This window comes from Nesterenkonia marinintestina (genome assembly GCF_025420485.1).
In the GTDB taxonomy this organism is placed as follows: Bacteria; Actinomycetota; Actinomycetes; order Actinomycetales; family Micrococcaceae; genus Nesterenkonia; species Nesterenkonia marinintestina.
In genome coordinates this window covers 1-17,401 of record NZ_JAOEFD010000006.1, presented here as the reverse complement: position 1 = coordinate 17,401, position 17,401 = coordinate 1, and the positions used below count along the sequence as shown (strand labels likewise).

General features: G+C 71.4%; 13 protein-coding genes. 7 read left to right on the top strand and 6 right to left on the bottom strand.

Annotation, left to right across the window (positions count from 1 at the left end):
• The first annotated feature begins 51 nt into the window (after window positions 1-51).
• On the top strand, window positions 52-741 hold the full coding sequence (locus N7E59_RS06110) for an NTP transferase domain-containing protein (protein WP_261624041.1): 690 nt from the start codon (window positions 52-54) through the stop codon (window positions 739-741).
• Here the strand turns inward: N7E59_RS06110 and N7E59_RS06105 are convergent.
• Genes N7E59_RS06105 through N7E59_RS06095 form a run of 3 tightly spaced genes read right to left on the bottom strand, consistent with a single transcriptional unit; the run spans window position 723 to window position 7,232 of the window.
• Window positions 723-4,238: a DEAD/DEAH box helicase gene (locus tag N7E59_RS06105; RefSeq protein ID WP_261624040.1), complete on the bottom strand. Its 3,516-nt coding sequence runs from the start codon at window positions 4,236-4,238 to the stop codon at window positions 723-725. The genes N7E59_RS06110 and N7E59_RS06105 overlap by 19 nt on opposite strands.
• A 10-nt stretch (window positions 4,239-4,248) precedes the next feature.
• Window positions 4,249-6,126: a 2-succinyl-5-enolpyruvyl-6-hydroxy-3-cyclohexene-1-carboxylic-acid synthase gene (gene menD / locus N7E59_RS06100; protein ID WP_261624039.1), complete on the bottom strand. Its 1,878-nt coding sequence runs from the start codon at window positions 6,124-6,126 to the stop codon at window positions 4,249-4,251.
• Window positions 6,127-6,149: 23 nt separating this feature from the next.
• Window positions 6,150-7,232 (bottom strand): o-succinylbenzoate synthase, encoded by a 1,083-nt coding sequence (locus N7E59_RS06095; RefSeq protein ID WP_261624038.1) that lies wholly within the window; start codon window positions 7,230-7,232, stop codon window positions 6,150-6,152.
• Window positions 7,233-7,432: 200 nt separating this feature from the next.
• Between N7E59_RS06095 and N7E59_RS06090 the strand changes: the two genes are divergently transcribed.
• From N7E59_RS06090 to N7E59_RS06075, 4 genes are all read left to right on the top strand, one after another.
• Window positions 7,433-8,428 (top strand): phosphatase PAP2 family protein, encoded by a 996-nt coding sequence (locus N7E59_RS06090; protein ID WP_261624037.1) that lies wholly within the window; start codon window positions 7,433-7,435, stop codon window positions 8,426-8,428.
• A 105-nt stretch (window positions 8,429-8,533) separates the two neighbouring features.
• A complete protein-coding gene (locus N7E59_RS06085; RefSeq protein WP_261624036.1) occupies window positions 8,534-10,060 on the top strand; it encodes an alanine/glycine:cation symporter family protein in 1,527 nt (508 codons plus the stop codon).
• Between the two features lie 46 nt (window positions 10,061-10,106).
• Window positions 10,107-12,338, top strand: a complete 2,232-nt coding sequence (locus N7E59_RS06080; RefSeq protein ID WP_261624035.1) for a S9 family peptidase — start codon at window positions 10,107-10,109, stop codon at window positions 12,336-12,338.
• Window positions 12,335-13,141 (top strand): lysophospholipid acyltransferase family protein, encoded by an 807-nt coding sequence (locus N7E59_RS06075; RefSeq protein ID WP_261624034.1) that lies wholly within the window; start codon window positions 12,335-12,337, stop codon window positions 13,139-13,141. Before N7E59_RS06080 ends, N7E59_RS06075 begins: the two co-directional genes overlap by 4 nt.
• Before the next feature lie 27 nt (window positions 13,142-13,168).
• Here the strand turns inward: N7E59_RS06075 and fmdA are convergent, their stop codons facing one another.
• From fmdA to N7E59_RS06060, 3 genes are all read right to left on the bottom strand, one after another.
• Entirely contained in the window at window positions 13,169-14,419 is a 1,251-nt protein-coding gene (gene fmdA / locus N7E59_RS06070; protein ID WP_261624033.1) for a formamidase, read from the bottom strand.
• 24 nt (window positions 14,420-14,443) lie between these two features.
• Window positions 14,444-14,725, bottom strand: coding sequence for an FmdB family zinc ribbon protein (locus N7E59_RS06065; protein WP_261624032.1), 282 nt, complete (start codon window positions 14,723-14,725; stop codon window positions 14,444-14,446).
• A 107-nt stretch (window positions 14,726-14,832) separates the two neighbouring features.
• Window positions 14,833-15,114, bottom strand: coding sequence for a hypothetical protein (locus N7E59_RS06060; protein WP_261624031.1), 282 nt, complete (start codon window positions 15,112-15,114; stop codon window positions 14,833-14,835).
• Window positions 15,115-15,171: 57 nt separating this feature from the next.
• Here N7E59_RS06060 and N7E59_RS06055 point away from each other — a divergent pair, with 57 nt between their 5' ends.
• Window positions 15,172-16,158, top strand: a complete 987-nt coding sequence (locus N7E59_RS06055) for a 1,4-dihydroxy-2-naphthoyl-CoA synthase (protein ID WP_261624030.1) — start codon at window positions 15,172-15,174, stop codon at window positions 16,156-16,158.
• An 11-nt stretch (window positions 16,159-16,169) separates the two neighbouring features.
• A complete protein-coding gene (locus tag N7E59_RS06050; RefSeq protein ID WP_261624029.1) occupies window positions 16,170-17,351 on the top strand; it encodes an AMP-binding protein in 1,182 nt (393 codons plus the stop codon).
• Window positions 17,352-17,401: the final 50 nt, after the last annotated feature.

The window sequence follows — 17,401 nt, the reverse complement described above, 5'->3', positions numbered from 1 at the left end:
TCGTCCGCCTCTGAGGACCTGCCCCGGAAGCACCGCTGCTAGCATCTGGGCATGCACCGCGGCCCCTCGCCCACGCTCCGACGTCCGACTCCGAGCCCGGCCGCGATCATCCCGGCCGGGGGTCGAGCGCGACGCCTCGGCGGCGCGGCGAAGCCGCTGCTGCAGGACGGCTCCGGCACACCCCTGATCTCCCGTCTGCTCGACGACCTGCTCGGGTTCGGGCTTCGCGCCGAGGACATCGTCGTCGTCGGTCCGGCCGCACAGCTGGACCCCGTGTGGGACATCTCCGCCCCACGGTTCGACCGCATCCGGCGCGCGCAGGAGGACCCACCGTTCGGCGGTCCGGCCGCAGCGGCGAACGCCGGCCTCGAGACCCTGCTCAGCACGGCCCCGGCCCCGGAGTTCGTGCTCCTGCTCGGCGCCGACATGCCGCAGCTGGCACGCGGACTGCCCGTGCTGCTCGACGCTGCGGTCCGCTCGCCCGCATCCGAGGCATGGATCGGTCGCACCGGCCCGGACCCGGGGCGCACGGAGCACCTCTTCGCCCTCCATCGGACCGGATCCCTGCGCCGCAGACTCTCCGAGCTCAATCCGGACGGCCTGCCGCTGCGCCGCCTCACCGAGGGGCTCATCACGACCCCGGTCCCGCTGCCCGAGGGGGCCGCCGCCGACGTCGACACCTGGGCCGCGGCCGCCGGGTTCGGGCTCAGCGCCCCGCCGGATCACTCCCCCGGCGGCTGACTCGGCACCTCTCCCACCGGGCGGTCGGAGGCGAACAGCTCGCGGATGTCTTCGGCCGTCACCGAGGCGCTGAAGGCGGCGTCGCCGTCGGTGAGCGAGGAGAACAGCTCCGCCTTGCGCCGCTGGAGGGCCAGCACCCGCTCCTCGATGGTCCCCTCGGCCACCATCCGGTACACCATCACCCGCGCGTCCTGCCCGATCCGGTGGGCACGGTCGACGGCCTGCGCCTCGGCCGCCGGATTCCACCAGGGATCCAGCAGGAAGACGTAGTCCGCCTCGGTCAGCGTCAGTCCGAACCCGCCGGCCTTGAGGCTGATGAGGAACACCGGGACCTCACCGGCGCGGAATCCGGCCACGACCTCGTCGCGCCTCCGGGTGGAGCCGTCCAGGCGGGCATGACCGATGCCGAGCTCGTCGAGCCGCACGGCCACCCGGTCCAGGAACGAGGTGAACTGGCTGAAGATCAGGACGCTGTGCCCCTCCTCGACGATCTCCTCCAGGTCCGGGAGCAGAGCCTCCAGCTTCGACGACGGCGCGGTGTGGGCCTCGTCGACGATCCGCGGATCGAGCGCCAGCATCCGCAGCAGCGTCAGGGAGCGGAAGACGATGAACCGGTTCCTGTCCATGTCCTCGAGCAGGCCGAGGACCTTCTGACGCTCCCGCTGCAGGACCTTCTCGTAGAGGGTCCGGTGCCCCGGCCGCAGCGGCACCCGCACCACCTGCTCGTGCTTCTCGGGCAGCTCCGCGGCCACCAGGGCCTTCGAACGGCGCAGCATGAACGGTCGGATGCGTCGCCTCAGCCGCCCCATCCGCTCGGCGGCCCGTCGGGCACCGTCGTCGGAGTCGTCGGGCCTCTCGATCGGTCGGACGTACTCGTCCCGGAAACCTCGCAGCGGGGGCATGAGTCCGGGGGTGACGAGGTCGAGGATCGCCCACAGGTCCGTCAGCGAGTTCTCCATCGGGGTGCCGGTGACCGCCAGTCGGAACGGTGCCCGGACCTTCTTCAGCACCTGGTGGGCCTTCGCCGTCCGGTTCTTCACGAACTGCGCCTCGTCGAGCACCAGCCCCGCCCACTGTCGGCCGGTGAACCCGTCGGCGTCGAGCCGCAGGATCGGATACGAGGTGACCACGACGTCGGCTCCCTCGGCCCGCTCGGCCACCGAGGTTCGGGTCTTCGCGGTGGTTGCGTCCAGTACGCGGACGTCGAGCCGCGGGGTGCGGCGGGCCGCCTCGTCGCGCCAGACGGACACGACCGAGGACGGTGCGACGACCAGGAACGGCGGGCGATCCGCGGCGTCGCCGTCGGGTGCGTCGCGGCCCGTCGGAGGCGTGGGCTCCTGCTCCCGGGCTCGGGCGATCATCGCCAGGGCCTGGACGGTCTTCCCCAGACCCATGTCGTCGGCGAGGATCCCGCCGAGCCGCAGGTCGTACAGGAAGGACAGCCAGGCGTAGCCCTCCTCCTGGTAGGGCCGCAGGTCCGTCTCGAGCCCGGTGGGAGGCTCCGGGATCGGGATCTCCGGCGACTCGGGCAGCACCTGCTTCAGCCGCGACGCCTCCCGGCGCCAGGTCTCTGCCTCGACGACCTCCTGGGCGAGGGTCTCCAGGTCGTCCCAGAAGCTGACCTGGTAGCGGCTGATCTTCGGGGACTCAGGCTCCCACTCCCCCATGGCCGCGGCCTCGTCGATGAGGTCCTTGAGCTCGAGCAGGTGCGGATGGTCCAGACGCAGATGGGTCCTGTCGGGGAGCAGGATGCGGGCCCTTCCCCTGGACAGGGCCTCGAACACGTCCTTGAACGGCACGACGCGGCCGGCGACGGTGATCTGGAAGCCGAGCTCGAACCAGTCGCGGCTCCGGCCGTCCTCGTCCGGCGACCGGGTCACGCGCAGCTGCGGCACCTCGGTCAGCTCCCGGTACTGCGGGCGGTCGCCGAACTCCTCGACGACGACGTGCTCCTGCCGCTCCAGACGGGGCAGGGCCCGCTCCACGAACAGCGCGGTCTCGAGGCCGGTGAGGTGCTGGGCGGGTCGGGTCGCGGCCTCGGGGAAGTGGGCGCGGGCGGCCTCGACCACCTCGTCCTCGTGGGCCCGGAGCCGCTCGGCGGCGTGTTCGTCCTGCTGTTGCGCGCCGCGGACCGGGACGAGCCGCGAGGGGCCGGAGTAGCGCCAGATCCATTCGAGGTTCATGGCGTCCCCGCCGAGGTGGTGGACGGTGAGATGCAGCTGAGGGGCGGGGATCTCCGGGAAGTCCACGGACCCGTCGGCCGAGGCGACCTCCACCCGCCGCCGCAGTGCGGGGACGGCCTCGTGCAGGAACTCCTCGACCTCGTGCGGCGGGATCCGCAGCGAGGCAGGCTCGGCGGCGAGCGCCAGCAGCTCCGGCGGTGCGGTGCCGTCGGTGGGGATGATCCGCAGGGCGATGGCGTCGGGCGAGTCCTCGGGTTCGCCGCGCAGCGCGGCGAACCCGGCGCCCAGCGGCCGCAGCGGACCGGTCCCGACGTCGACGCCCGAGAGCCGGGCACGCACCTCCAGCCCGTCGGCCTCGGAGCCCCGGGGCGCCGCCCGCACGTCCAGCGTCAGCTCGGACGGATCCGTCAGCTCGACGTGGGTCAGGGCGCCCTGCGGCACCAGCCGGACCCCCAGACGCACGCACCGGGCCATCAGCTGGAGGATCGCCGGACCGCGGAAGCTCTCCAGCGGCATCGCATCGGCCACGAAGGAACCGCCGACGTCCTGCGCCAGGCGGGTCCGGCAGATGTCGCCGAAGAGTTCCGCATGGTCACGGCGGAAGGCGATCGAGGGGGTGCCGTACTGGAACCGCTTCCAGGTCAGACCGCCTCGGATCCACTCGCCCCGGGCCCCCGGGCACAGCGGACGGATGGTCACGGAGAGCTCGGCCGACGGGTCGTCGAGGTCCGCGCATCGGGCCGGACGCCGGCGGGGCGGCCCGAACTCGAAGGGGCGCTCCACACGCGCCAGTTCGACCCCGAGTGCCAGGGACACCTCGCCGCCCGCGGCGGATGCGGACGATGGACCCAGCAGGGACCGCCAGTCGGCCGTCCGCGCTCGAGCCTGTCCTCGGGCCGCCGGCCGCGGTGGCTCGTCCTCGCGGCCCTCGGCGGTGCTGTGGTCCGGCGGCTGCGCGGCGAACAGCACGGCGGCGACGTGCTTGCAGTCGAACCCGACCGGGCAGCTGCAGATCGCTTCGGTGATCTCCCACCACGAGACCCGGCCGCCGGTGATGTAAGTCGGCAGCAGGAAGATCGTCGTGGTGTACGGCTCAGGACCGGTGCCCGCGACCTGGGCGTCGACGGTCATCACCGTGTGGTCCCCGGTCAGCGGCCCGTCGGGATGGCCCGGGGCCGGCGGGGCGCCGGCCTGCCTGATCTCGCCGACGTGGCCGGCTTCGGCGTACCGCAGCCCCCGCAGGGCGGACGCTGCTCCCACACGCTCGAGGATCTGCTCCCGAGTGCAGGACGGGCGCACAGGTGCGTCGGACATCGTTCCCCGTTCAGGCCTCACGGGCGCGGGCGGCGATCCGGGCATGGAGGTCCCTCAGCCGGGACCGGTCGGTGCGCACTTCGACGATCCGCAGCCCGAGCCGGTCGTCGGGGTGGGCCAGCGCGTCGGCGAGCTCGGTCGGCGTGGTCGGCCGTCGGTGCTCCACGCCGAATCCTGCGGCGATCTTCTCCAGGTCCACCGCCTGCGGGGTGCCGAAGAGCCGTTCCACGACCTCGGCCCGGCCCGGGCGACGACCGATCTCACCGTGCTCCAGCTGATCGAAGATCGCACCGCCGGCATCGTTGATCACCACGACGTCCACGCTGGGCGGGGCCTCGGTGCTCGGTATCAGCAGGGCGTTGAGGTCGTGGAGGAATGTGAGGTCGCCGAGGACGGCGGTGACCCGTCGGCCGGAGGCGAGGGTCATCCCGGAGGCTGCGGAGAGGTTGCCGTCGATGCCGGACAGACCGCGCAGCGCCGTGAGCCGCTGAGGGTCGGGCCCGTTCAGGTCGACGGAGAGGTCGACGTCTCGGATCACCGAGGACGAGCCGAGCAGCACCGGTGTGCGGGCCGTGTCGACGACGGTCTTCGCCGCGGCGACCGAGAGCATCATCGACCCCGGGCCTCGGGCCGCAGCGGCCTGCGACTCGGCGGCCAGCTCGTCGTCGACGACCCTCCGCAGCCGCTCACCGGCCTCCTGCCACCGTCTGCGCCACTCCGACGGGGCGACGCCGGCGAACTCCGCGAGCGCGCGCCCGTCCCTGAAGACCTCGCGCGGCAGACGCCGATCGGCCCACGGCAGCGGGTCCGGCGCGAACTGCCGGACCTCCACGTCGTCCCGTGCGATCAGTCGCGCCACCGGGCGGGACAGTGTGGGCCGGCCGGCGACCACCACCCGTTCGATCTGGTCGGACAGGGCCGCGTCGGAGGTCAGCAGCAGCCGGTAGGCGGGGACGCTGTGCTCCCGCGCTCCGGAGGTCGGTTCGGCCAGGATCGGGTGCCCCAGGGCGAGTGCCGTCCGAGCCGCGTCGGCGGGGGCCCGGTCGCCCAGCACGAAGACGGTGCGACGCGGGGTGACCTGTGATTCGGCGATGAGGCGGGCGCGGATCTGGTCCTGCGCGGTCCGCCGTTCGGCGTCGTCGATCCAGGCGGGCTCGTCGGTCGATGCGAGCAGCTCAGCGGCACGCAGGTGCTCCGAGGGTGAGGCGTCGTAGAGGGCCCGACGGCGCTCGGCGGGGATCACCGGCTTGCGGGCCCAGCGCTGTCCGTCGAGGTCCGCGACCGGAGTCAGCGGGTCCCGGAAGCCGATGTTCAGGTGCACCGGCCCCGATCCGCGGCCGCGGGAGTCGGTGGCCTGGCGCATGAGCAGGGCGACCTGGGTCTCGGCGGAGAGGATGTCGTCGCGGGACGCCGGCTCCAGACGGGTCTCCCCCTGCTCCAGGTGGATCTCGTCGCGGACCCTCCCCTCGAACATGCCCTGCTGCCAGACGGTCTGATTGGCCCCGGTGCCGTGCATATCCTCCGGGCGGTCGGCGGTGATGACCACCAGGGGCACTCCGGACATATCCGCCTCCATCACCGCCGGCAGGAGGTTCCCCGCCGCGGTCCCCGAGGTGGTCACCACACCGGCGGGCTCGCCGTCGGCCAGAGCGATCCCCAGGGCGGTGTACGCGGCCGAGCGCTCGTCGATCCGCGTGTGGAGGGTCAGCGCGCCGAGCTGCTCGGCCTCATGGAGGGCGTAGGCCATCGGTGCCGACCGCGAACCCGGTGCGAGCACCACGTGGCGCATGCTCAGGCAGAGCCCGCGCACCGCCCGGCGGGCCAGGCGGAGGGACTCGGCGTCCTGGGAGTCGTCGAACTCACGGAACGGGCCGCCGGGTGTGCGCATACCGACGATTCTAGGTCCGATGCTCACCCGTCCCGTGCCGACCGGTCGAGGCTCCGAACCGCCAGGGCCGCATGGGCGGCGCGGAGCCGGTCCTCCCAGCGGCGACGCCGCTCCTCGGGGACGCGGTGCCGTCGCAGCAGCTCAGGGTCCGGTGACGGGGACGCGGCGAGGCCGTCCTCGTCGGTCGGCACAGTCAGCATCCCACGCTCGGGGACCAGCGGGGCGGAGACCACGTCCTCGGCGAACAGACTCGCCGTCCCCAGGCCGCAGGCGTAGGGCAGCGCGTCGAGCCGTCCGGCCAGGGCGAGGCCGGCCGCCAGCCCCACCGAGGTGTCCAGGGCTGAGGAGACGACCGCATTCAGCCCCGAGGCCCGGACCACCTGTTCGGCCGCACGGACCCCGCCGAGCGGCGGGACCTTGACCACGATCAGGTCGGCCGCGCCGAGGCGGGCGACCCGCAGCGGGTCCTCGACCCTGCGCACCGCTTCGTCGGCGGCGATCCGCACCGTCACCCCTCGGCGGTGGAGGGACTCCCGGAGCCGGGCCAGTCCCTCCACTCCGGGGACGGGCTGTTCGACGTACTCCAGGCGGTCTCCGAACTCATCGGCGAGGGCTGAGACCGCCTCCAGCGCCTCCGGATGCGACCACCCGGCGTTGGCGTCGGCGCGCAGCCGCGCCCGAGGCATCAGACGCGCGGCTTCGCGGAACCGGACGAGATCGTCGTGGAGGGTCTGCCCCGGTTCGGCGACCTTGATCTTCACCGCGGGCACGGCGTCGAGATCGCCGAAGCGGCGCAGGACCTCCTCCACCCGCTCCGGGGGCACCGCCGGGAGGGTCGCGTTGATGGGGATCTCGGTCCGGACCGGTCGCCCGAGCCCGACCCATGCCGCCTCCAGGGCGGCCGCCAACCAGTGGGCGGCCTCGGGGGCCCCGTACTCGGGGAACGGGGCGAACTCCGCCCACCCGGCCGGGCCCCGGAGCAGCATGGCCTCCCGGGCGGTCTGCCCGCGGAATCGGGTGCGCATGGGCAGGCTGACGACCACAGCCTCAGCGAGGATCTCTCCGATCGGAGGCAGGTCGGCGGGGACGTCCGAGGTCGGCACCATGTCCACGAGTCTATGAGCCGGCTGCCGAGTCCACGCGTTCCGCTTCGCCGCCGCATCCTGTCCTTCATCTATGTGGGTGGTTCGGGCTTCCTCTATGCCGAAGCCCGAACCACCCACATAGGGGAGCACACGCACCACCGACCGCAGCGGGTCCACTCCGGGGCCTGCCGATCCCCTCGGCACCTGCGATACTGAGGATCATGTCGGCCGCCTACGCTCCTCGCACACGCCCGCCCGCACGGCGCACCTGGCTGTGGGTCGTCGGCATCCTCTTCTGCGCCGCCGGACTGGTGGTCACTCACGAGTTCTTCATCACCGCCGATCGCGGGCAGTGGCTGGAGCACGCCACCCTGGAGTCGCGCTACGAGTACATCACTCAGGGGCCGATGCAGAACGACGTGCTCCGCCGGGTCCTCAGCACGATCCCGCTGGCCACGGCGGTCATCGCCGGCATCATCTTTCTGGCGAACATGTTCATGCGCCAACGGTTCCTCGCCGCCGGGATCGCGCTGGCGAGCTTCCTCGGTGCGAACATCACCACACAGTTCCTCAAGCAGCTGTGGGTGCACCGCCCGGATCCGCAGATGCCGATGTCGGATCCGAACATGGCGGTGTGGTGGTGGTCGGTGGACTCCTTCCCCTCGGGCCATGCGACGGTGGCCGCCGGTGCGGCAGTCGCCGTGTTCCTGATCTGCAGGCCGCGGCAGCGCCCGTTCGTGGGCGTGTTCACCGCCTTGCTGGCGATGCTGGCCGGGCTCTCCATCTTCCTCACCGGGCACTTCGCCTCGGACATCATCGCGGCGTACCTCGTGGTCGCCTGCTGGGGGCTGGTCGGCGGCTGGCTGATCATGCGCTCCGGCGAACGGTGGAACTCCGTCTCCGTGGAGTCGCCGATGACCACGGCGGCCGGGGCCGGACTCGCCTGGGTGCTGGGCATCGTGTTCACCGCACTGACCGTCGGCCTGTTCGTCTGGGCCGGCGGGTGGTCCGCCGTGGCGAATGCGGCCTCCGACCCGTCGCCCTGGCACTGGGTGGCCGGGGCGCTGCTGCCGGTGGGGCCCGGGTTCCTGCTCTGCGGCATGGGGATCAGCTTCTTCAGCACGGAGACCGGTCGCCACCGCCCCGGCGAGCCGGTGCGTCCGCAGCCGTCCCAGCACCCGGTCCCGCCGCAGTTCGCGCATCTGTACGAGGTGTGAGGGTCACGACCCAGCGACGCTCCGAGCAGCTCCGGAGCGGTGCCGCACGTTCAGGCAATGCCCGAGAAAACGTGATATAGCCCTCATCCGGGGTACGATCTCGGCATGGACTCACTCGTCGAAGCCATTGAGACATTCGAGGGACTGGCCTGGGACTTCTTCGGTGTCTGGCTCATCATCATCATCGCCGTCTACCTGTCGATCCGCACCGGGGTCGTGCAAATCCGACGCTTCCCGGCCATGCTCACCTCCATCACGGAGAAGACCCAGCGCGACGACGAGGGGCGATCCAAGTCCCTCTCCGCGTTCCAGGCGTTCACCATCTCCGCCGCGGCCCGCGTGGGCACCGGAAACGTGGCCGGCGTCGCCGGCGCGATCGCACTCGGAGGACCGGGTGCGATCTTCTGGATGTGGACGATGTCGATCTTCGTGGCCGCCGCCTCGTTCATCGAGTCCACCCTGGGTCAGCTGTACAAGACGCCGCGCTTCGACACCTTCAAGGGCGGTCCCGCGTACTACATCCAGCGCGGTCTGGGCTCCCGTTCGCTCGGCATCCTCTTCGCGATCATCTTCATCTTCTGCTTCGCCCTGAGCTTCACCTCGCTGCAGGCCAACACCATCGTGGACTCGGTCACGGCGGCCGCTGAGACCGCCGGCGCGGAGGACACCGGCTGGATGACCTGGGTGCTCGGCATCGTGCTGGCGCTCATGACCGCGGCCATCGTGCTGGGCGGTCTGCGTCGGGTCGCCACCGTCGCGCAGAACCTGGTGCCGCTGATGGCGGCGATCTACCTGGTGCTCGGCCTGGTCGTGGTCGCCGTGAACATCGAGGAGGTCCCCCGCGTGTTCGGGCAGATCCTCGGTGAGGCCTTCACCGCGCAGTCCGTCATCGGAGGCGGCTTCGGCACCATGCTGATGGCCGGCATCCAGCGCGGCATGTTCTCCAACGAGGCCGGCATGGGTTCGGTCCCGAACGTCTCCGCCACTGCGGACGTCTCACACCCGGTCAAGCAGGGCCTGACCCAGACCCTCGGCGTCTACGTCGACACGCTGATCATCTGCTCCATCACCGCATTCATCATCCTGTTCACCTTCGACGACCCGGTGGCATTCGCCGACGCCAACGTCGGCGCCGAGCTCACCCAGTCGGCGCTGGCGGAGAACTTCGGCACGTTCGGCCCGATCGCCCTGGCGGTCATCATCTTCCTGCTGGCCTTCACCTCGGTGCTCGGCAACTACTCCTACGGTGAGGCCAACGTCCTGTTCATCAACAGCAGCGAGAAGGTGCGCAAGGGCTACGCCCTGGTCCTGACCGTCGTGGTCTTCATCGGTTCGGTCATCGCCGTGGACCTCGCCTGGGCCATCGCCGGGGTGACGATGCTGATCATCGCCACGTTCAACCTCATCGTCATCACCATCCTCGGCGGAAAGGCCGTGAAGCTGCTCAAGCACTACGACGCCGAACGGCGACAAGGCCTCGACCCGGTGTTCATCTCGGACGACATGCCGGAGCTGAAGAACGTCGAGTGCTGGCACCGCGAGGACGTCGAGGGCTACCTCAGCAACCGTGAGCGTCGCGGCATGGGTCGCGGCGACGCCGGGTCCAGCTCCCTCGAGGATCCCGCGCGCTGAGCTCCGAACCCTGAGGCTGGGCACGCAGTGTGATGGGATGGGACCCATGGCAGACCATCCCACCCCACCTCAGGCCAAGAAGGTCCCGGTCACCCGCACCCACCACGGCGACACGATCACCGACGACTACGAGTGGCTGCGCGAGAAGGACTCGCCCGAGGTGCTGGAGCACCTGCAGGCCGAGAACGCCTACACCGACGCGGTCACCGCCGATCAGCAGCCGCTGCGCGAGGCCATCTTCTCCGAGATCCGCGGCCGCACCGTGGAGACCGACCTCAGCGTCCCGTCCCGTCGCGGCCGGCACTGGTACTTCACCCGGACCATCGAGGGCGAGCAGCACCCGGTGTACTGCCGGGTGCCGGTCGCCGACGACGCCGACTGGACGCCGCCGCAGGTCGAGCCGGGAGTCGCACTCGCCGGTGAGGAGACCTACTTCGACACCAACGCCGAAGCGGCGAAGCATGCCTTCTACCAGCTCGGCGGACTGGACGTCGACGACGCGGGGACCCTGCTCGCGTACTGCGAGGACACCTCCGGCGACGAGCGGCACACCCTCCGGCTGCGCGACCTCACCACCGGGGAGACCCACGAGGAGTCGGTCGAGGACGTCCACGGGCCGGCCGTGCTCGAGCCCACGGGCCGTCGGGCCTACTACATGGTCGCCGACGCCACGTGGCGCCCGTCCCAGCTGTACATGCACACCGTCGGCACCCCCTCCGACGAGGACCGTCTGCTGCTGGAGATCTCCGACGAGCAGCTCTGGACCGGGATCCAGCTCTCGGCCGATCGGCGCGAGCTCGTCATCATCTCCGGCAACTCCGAGTACACAGAGTCCCGTCTGCTCGACGTCACCGACCCGGAGGCCGAGCCGCGGATGATCATCCCCGCCTCCCACCGGATCCTCCATGAGGTCGACCCGATCGAGCTCGACGGTGTGCGGCACCTGCTGGTCACCCATGACCAGGACGCGCCGAACTGCATGCTCACCCTGACCAGCGAGGAGGCGCTCGTCGGTCAGCAGAGCCCGGCCGACGCCGCCGCGCCGCTGGACCTCGGCGACGCCGTGCTGACCCACGAGCACGAGGTGAAGCTCGAAGGCATCCGGATCACCGCCGCCCAGATCCTCGTCACCGCACGACGCAGCACCGTGGAGTCGGTGCAGCTGCTGAGCCTGGACACCGTGCGCGGCGTCCGCGACGGCGGCGATCCGGCGGCGACGTCGTCGCTGCCCGGCCCCACCTTCGACGAGGAGATCTTCACCTGCGCGCTGATCGCCGCCGAGTACGAGGCCCCCGTATTCCGGGTGCTGTTCACCTCCTGGCTGATCCCCCCGCGCATCTACGACGTCGCCCACCCGGGTGCCGCCGAGCAGACCACCGGCCGCGGCCCGGGCGAGCCGGTGCTGCGCCGTGAGACCCCGGTGGAGAACGTCGACCTGGACGACTACCGCGCCGTGCGGCTGTGGGTGCCCACCGTCGACTCCGGACCCGACGGATCGCCGGTCCGGATCCCGGTCACCGTGCTGCACCATCGCAGCGTCACCCCCGACGGCACCAACCCGACGCTGGTGTACGGCTACGGGTCCTACGAGATGAGCCAGGACCCCTTCTTCGGCATCCCCCGGCTGTCGCTGCTCGACCGCGGCATCGTCTTCGCCGTCGCCCACGTCCGCGGCGGCGGCGAGCTGGGCCGCTGGTGGTACGAGGACGGCAAGAAGCTGACGAAGGTCAACTCCTTCACCGACTTCATCGCCGCCACGGACCACCTGGTGGAGACCGGTTGGGCCGACCCGGACCGCATCAGCGCGCTCGGCGGTTCGGCCGGCGGGCTGCTGATGGGTGCGGTCGCGAACATGGCCCCGGAGAGGTACCGGGCGATCGTCGCGCAGGTCCCGTTCGTGGACCCGCTGACCTCGATCCTCGACCCCGAGCTGCCCCTCTCGGCCCTCGAGTGGGAGGAGTGGGGCAACCCCATCACCGACGCCGAGGTCTACGAGTACATGAAGGGCTACTCCCCGTATGAGAACGTCCGGGACCTCGAGTACCCGGCTATCGCCGCAGTGACCAGCCTGCATGACACCCGCGTGCTCTACGTGGAGCCGGCGAAGTGGGTGCCCAAGCTGCGGGAGCACCAGAAGGGCTCGGCGCCGATCGTGTTCAAGATCGAGATGGACGGCGGGCACGGGGGCGCCTCGGGCCGGTATGAGACCTGGCGGGAGAAGGCGTGGGACTACGCGTTCCTGACCCACCACATCGGGGCGGCGGAGGTCCTGCGATGAGATTCCGACCGAACCGACACGTCTACCGCGGCATCGTGCTGGTGGGACTGGCGACGATGGCGGCGTTCCGGATGCGCCTGTCGAGCAGCGGCGAGGAGAGTCTCCCGCAGGAGGAGGTGCGCGGCTGGACCCGCACCGTGGCCCCCGGCCGCGGGGCGGTCCTCGCAGTCACACACTTCGGCTACCTGGACTTCGCCTTCGCCCAGAGGGTCATCTGGCACCGCATCAAGGCCCACCCCCGGTTCATGGTGACCAAGAAGCACGCCTCCAAGCCCCTCTACGGGGCGGTGTGCGACCTCTGCGACCATGTCGTCGTCGACCGCGCCAACGGAGCCCCGGCGCTCGAGGCCTCGGTGGAGAAGCTCCGGGCCGGCGAGTACATCTGCGTGTTCCCGGAGGGCGGGGTCTCGGTGAGCTGGACGGTGCGGAAGCTCAAGACCGGGGCGGTCCGCATGGCCCAGCAGGCGCAGGTCCCGGTGATCCCGGTCTCGGTCTGGGGCGGGCACCGTGGTCTGACCCGCGGGCGCGGCGGCCTGAAGCTGCGGAACCTGTGGGGGCTGCGGGTCCACGTCCACGTGGGCGAGCCGCTGGACGTGGGACCCGACGAGGACGTCGCCGAGGCCACCGAGGAGCTGCGGCGCCGACTGCAGGCGGGCATCGACCACGGCATCGAGGCCGACGAGACCCCGGCCGAGTCCGGGGTCTGGTGGCTGCCGGCGCATCGGGGCGGCGGCGCGGTGACCGAAGCGGAGCAGGAGCGCCTGTACGAGGCCGAACGCGAGCGCTACCGCGTCACGGGGTGAGGCGGGCGGAGCGGCACCTCGCCGTGCTCAGTCCGCCGACCGCGGAGCCCCCTGACCGGGGTCGATCCGAACCGGACCGTCGGCGGACGGTCTGACGTCGAAGTCGAAGATCTCCGTCGGGATGTAGACCGTCGCACAGGAGTTGGGCACGTCGACCACACCGGAGAACCGGCCCTCGATCGGAGCCGCACCGAGCAGCAGGTACGCCTGCTCCGGGGTGTAGCCGAAGGTGGTCAGGTAGTCGATCGCGTGCAGGCACGCCCGCTGATAGGCCAGCTGGGAGTCGAGGTAGCGCTGCTCGCCCTCCAGGGTGACCGAGGTGCCGGAGAACGCCAGCCACTCCGAGTACTGCGGATCGGTGCGGCCGGGCATGAAGATCGCGTTCTCGCTCACCCCGTAGGTGTCCATCCCGCCCTTGATGACGTCGACGTGGAGGTCGATGAAGCCTCCCATCTCGATCGCACCGCAGAAGGTGATCTCGCCGTCTCCCTGGGAGAAGTGCAGGTCTCCGACCGACAGGTTCGCCCCGGAGACGAACACCGGGTAGAAGATGCGGCTCCCCTTGGTGAGGTTCTTGATGTCCTGGTTTCCGCCGTTCTCGCGGGGCGGGGCGGTCCGCGCGGCTTCCGACGCGACCCGGTCGAAGTCGCCCGCGTCCACACCTCCGAGCACGGCGTCCTGCGGCTCCGGCGGGAGGGCGAGCGGCGGCACCCGCTGCGGGTCGGTGGCGATCAGGTCACCTTCGCGACGGTTCCATCGGGCGAGCAGCTCGGCCGAGGGCGCGGTGCCCATCAGCCCGGGGTGCACGATGCCGACGAACTCCACCCCGGGGATGTGCCGGGAGGTCGCCTTCTGCCCGGAGAAGTCCCAGACGGCCTTGTACGCGTCGGGGAACTGTTCGGTGAGGAACCCGCCGCCGTTGCTGCGGGAGAAGATCCCGGTGTAGCCCCAGCCCTGTCCGGCCAGCGGGCCGGTCTCCTGCGGGATGGGTCCGACGTCGAGGATGTCGACGACGAGCAGATCGCCCGGCTCAGCTCCTCTGACCTGGAACGGGCCTGACAGGGTGTGCACCGAGTTCAGCGGAGCGTGCCGGACGTCGTCGGCGGAGTCGTCGTTCCTGATGGCCCCGTCGAACCACTCGCGACACTCCACCCGGAAGCTGTCTCCGGGCGAGACGGATGCGACGGGAGGGATGTCGGGATGCCACCGATTGTGACCGAGCTTCTCCTGCTCGGTGAACGGCTTGTCGGAGTCCAGGGGGAACAGCACCTCGGGCATGGGATCTCTCCTCGTGTCTCGCAGTCAGGGTCTGGGCAGGCGTCTGTGTCTCGGGTCGGTGGTGACCGGGGCGCTCCGGGGCCGTCCGGGGGCACCGGTGACGACCGGCGGCTCGGAGGCGGTGCGGGCGGCGGCGTCGATGGTCCGGGCGGCCGGGGAGCCCGCGCGGGAGAGTCCGACGGCGCTGATCACGCGCGGAGAGTCCTGGGCGCACGTCGGGCAGTCGAGGGCGTCGGGGACGGAGGACATGGGGCGGCTCGCGTCGAATCGGCCGCATCGGCGGCAGCTGAACTCGTAGATCGGCATCCGCAGGCCTCCTCACCGTCGGTCGACGATGACCTCAGCCTAGATCGGATGAGACGCGGCGCACAGGGGTGGTGTCCGATCAGGCGCACCGGGAGCCGGTGCGCCCGTCAGGAGATGATGCCGTGGCGGGCGTTCCACCGCTGCGCGGTGCGGTAGGCGTGCCAGATGCAGTAGGCCCAGAAGGGCAGCCCGACGACGAGGCCGATGAGCCAGCCGATCAGCGGAAGACCGGCGAGGGTGGCGATCGTGGCGAGCATCAGCAGCAGCACCAGGCCGAAGAGGATCCGTCCGGCCAGCAGCGTCCCCAGGCCGGGCACGATCAGCGAGGCCAGGGCGTAGAGTCCCGGGGTCTTCGCGTGGACCCGCGGTGCGCCGTACTGAGAGGACATGGTTCCAGCCTATCCCCCGGTCCGGGGTCCGCGCGGCGGTGGGTAGACTCGACGGCGATGACTGACGACGCAGCGCAGAGCCCCTCCTCCACCTCCGACGTCGAGCTTCCGACCCAGGTCTCGGACGTCTTCGATCCCCTCCAGTGGCGGGAGGTCGAGGGCTTCGACCTGAAGGACCTGACCTATCACCGGCGCGTGGAGCGCGACGCCTCCGGCCGCATACTCCGCGACCTTCCGGCGGTGCGCATCGCCTTCGACCGCCCCGAGGTGCGCAACGCCTTCCGCCCGGGCACCGTCGACGAGCTGTTCCGCACGTTGGACCACGCACGCATGACCCCCGACGTCGGCGCCGTGCTGCTCACCGGCAACGGCCCCTCCCCCAAGGACGGCGGCCACAGCTTCTGCTCCGGCGGCGATCAGCGCATCCGGGGCCGGGACGGCTACCGCTACGCAGAGGGGGAGACCGCCGAGACGATCGACCCCGCCCAGGCCGGACGCCTGCACATCCTCGAGGTCCAGCGGCTGATGCGCACCATGCCGAAGGTCGTCATCGCCGTGGTCAACGGGTGGGCCGCAGGCGGCGGCCACTCCCTGCACGTCGTCGCGGATCTGACCATCGCCTCGCGGGAGCACGGGCGGTTCAAGCAGACCGACGCCACGGTTGGCTCCTTCGACGCCGGCTACGGTTCGGCGCTGCTGGCCCGCCAGGTGGGCCAGAAGAAGGCCCGCGAGATCTTCTTCCTCGCCCGCGAGCACTCGGCCGAGGACATGGTCGCCGCCGGGGCGGTCAATGAGGCGGTGGACCACGCGCACCTCGAGGAGGTCGCCCTGGAGTACTGCACGGACATCGCCGGCCAGTCCCCGCAGGCGGTCCGGATGCTGAAGTTCGCCTTCAACGCCGTCGACGACGGGCTGGCCGGCCAGCAGGTCTTCGCCGGTGAGGCGACCCGCATGGGCTACATGACCGACGAGGCCGTCGAGGGGCGCGACGCATTCCTCGGCAAGCGTGACCCCGACTGGTCCGACTTCCCCCACTACTTCTGAGTCCGCAGCCGGTGGAGGATCTCCTCAGCGCTCTCGCCGCCGCGACGGGCCGGACGACGTCGGCGCCGATCGAACTGCTCCCGGGCTCCACGGCGGAACCGCCGCGATGGATCGCGCGCACCGACCTCTCCGAGCGGGCCGCCCGGCTGGGGCGGGAGCACGGCGAGCACGTCGCCGCCGTGGTGCGCACCTCCGGCTCGACCGGGACGCCGAAGGAGACTCTGCTCTCCGCCGAAGCTCTGGAGGCCTCCGCCCGGGCCACGGCGGAGCACCTCGGTGGGCACGGACAGTGGCTGCTGACCCTGCAGCCCAGCTACGTGGCCGGGCTGGCGGTGCTCAGCCGCAGCCTGATCGCCGGGACGGTCCCGGTGCCGCTCCTGGAGGGCTCCGCCGATCCTCGGGTCTTCGCCGAGGCCGCGGCCGCGATGACCGCCGAACGGCGCTACGTCTCCCTGGTCCCCACGCAGCTCGTCCGCCTCCTGGAGGGCGAGGAACCCGGAGCAGTCGAGGCGCTGCGCCGCTTCGACGCGATCCTCCTCGGCGGGGGCGCCTCCTCGCCCCGACTGCTGGACCGTGCCGCTCACCTGGGGCTGCACGTGGTGCGGACCTACGGGATGGCGGAGACCTGCGGGGGATGCGTATACGATGGCCGGCCCCTCCCCGGGATCTCGATCGCCGCGGACTCCCCCGACGACGGACCCGGCACGATCAGCCTCTCCGGTCCGACGGTGGCCCTGGGCTACAGCGATCCCCGCCTCACCGCAGACCGATTCGACCGTGACGAGCACGGGCGTCGACGATTCCGCACCGACGACCTCGGCCTGCTGGAGACCGAGGGGATCGACGGTCCCCGCCTGCGTGTGACGGGCCGCTCCGACGATGTGATCATCAGCGGCGGGGTGAAGATCTCCGCGGAGGCGGTGCGCCAGGCGCTGCTGGCCGACGACGCGGTGGTGGACGCCTTCGTCGGACCGGCGCCGGACCCGCAGTGGGGACAGCGGGTCTGCGCGGCCGTGACGCTCCGTGCGGGGCTGACGGAGCTCCCCCGGTCAGCCTCCGACCGGCTCCGTGCCGACCTCGGCGCCGCGGCTGCGCCCCGCAGCGTCCACGTGCTCGAGTCCGTCCCTCTGCTGAGCACGGGGAAGCCGGACCGTCGGCGCCTGCTGGCCCTGTTCGCCGAGGCGGAATCCTGAATGCCGGCCCGTCATCTATGGGGGTGGGGGGGGGGGGGGCGGGGGGGGGG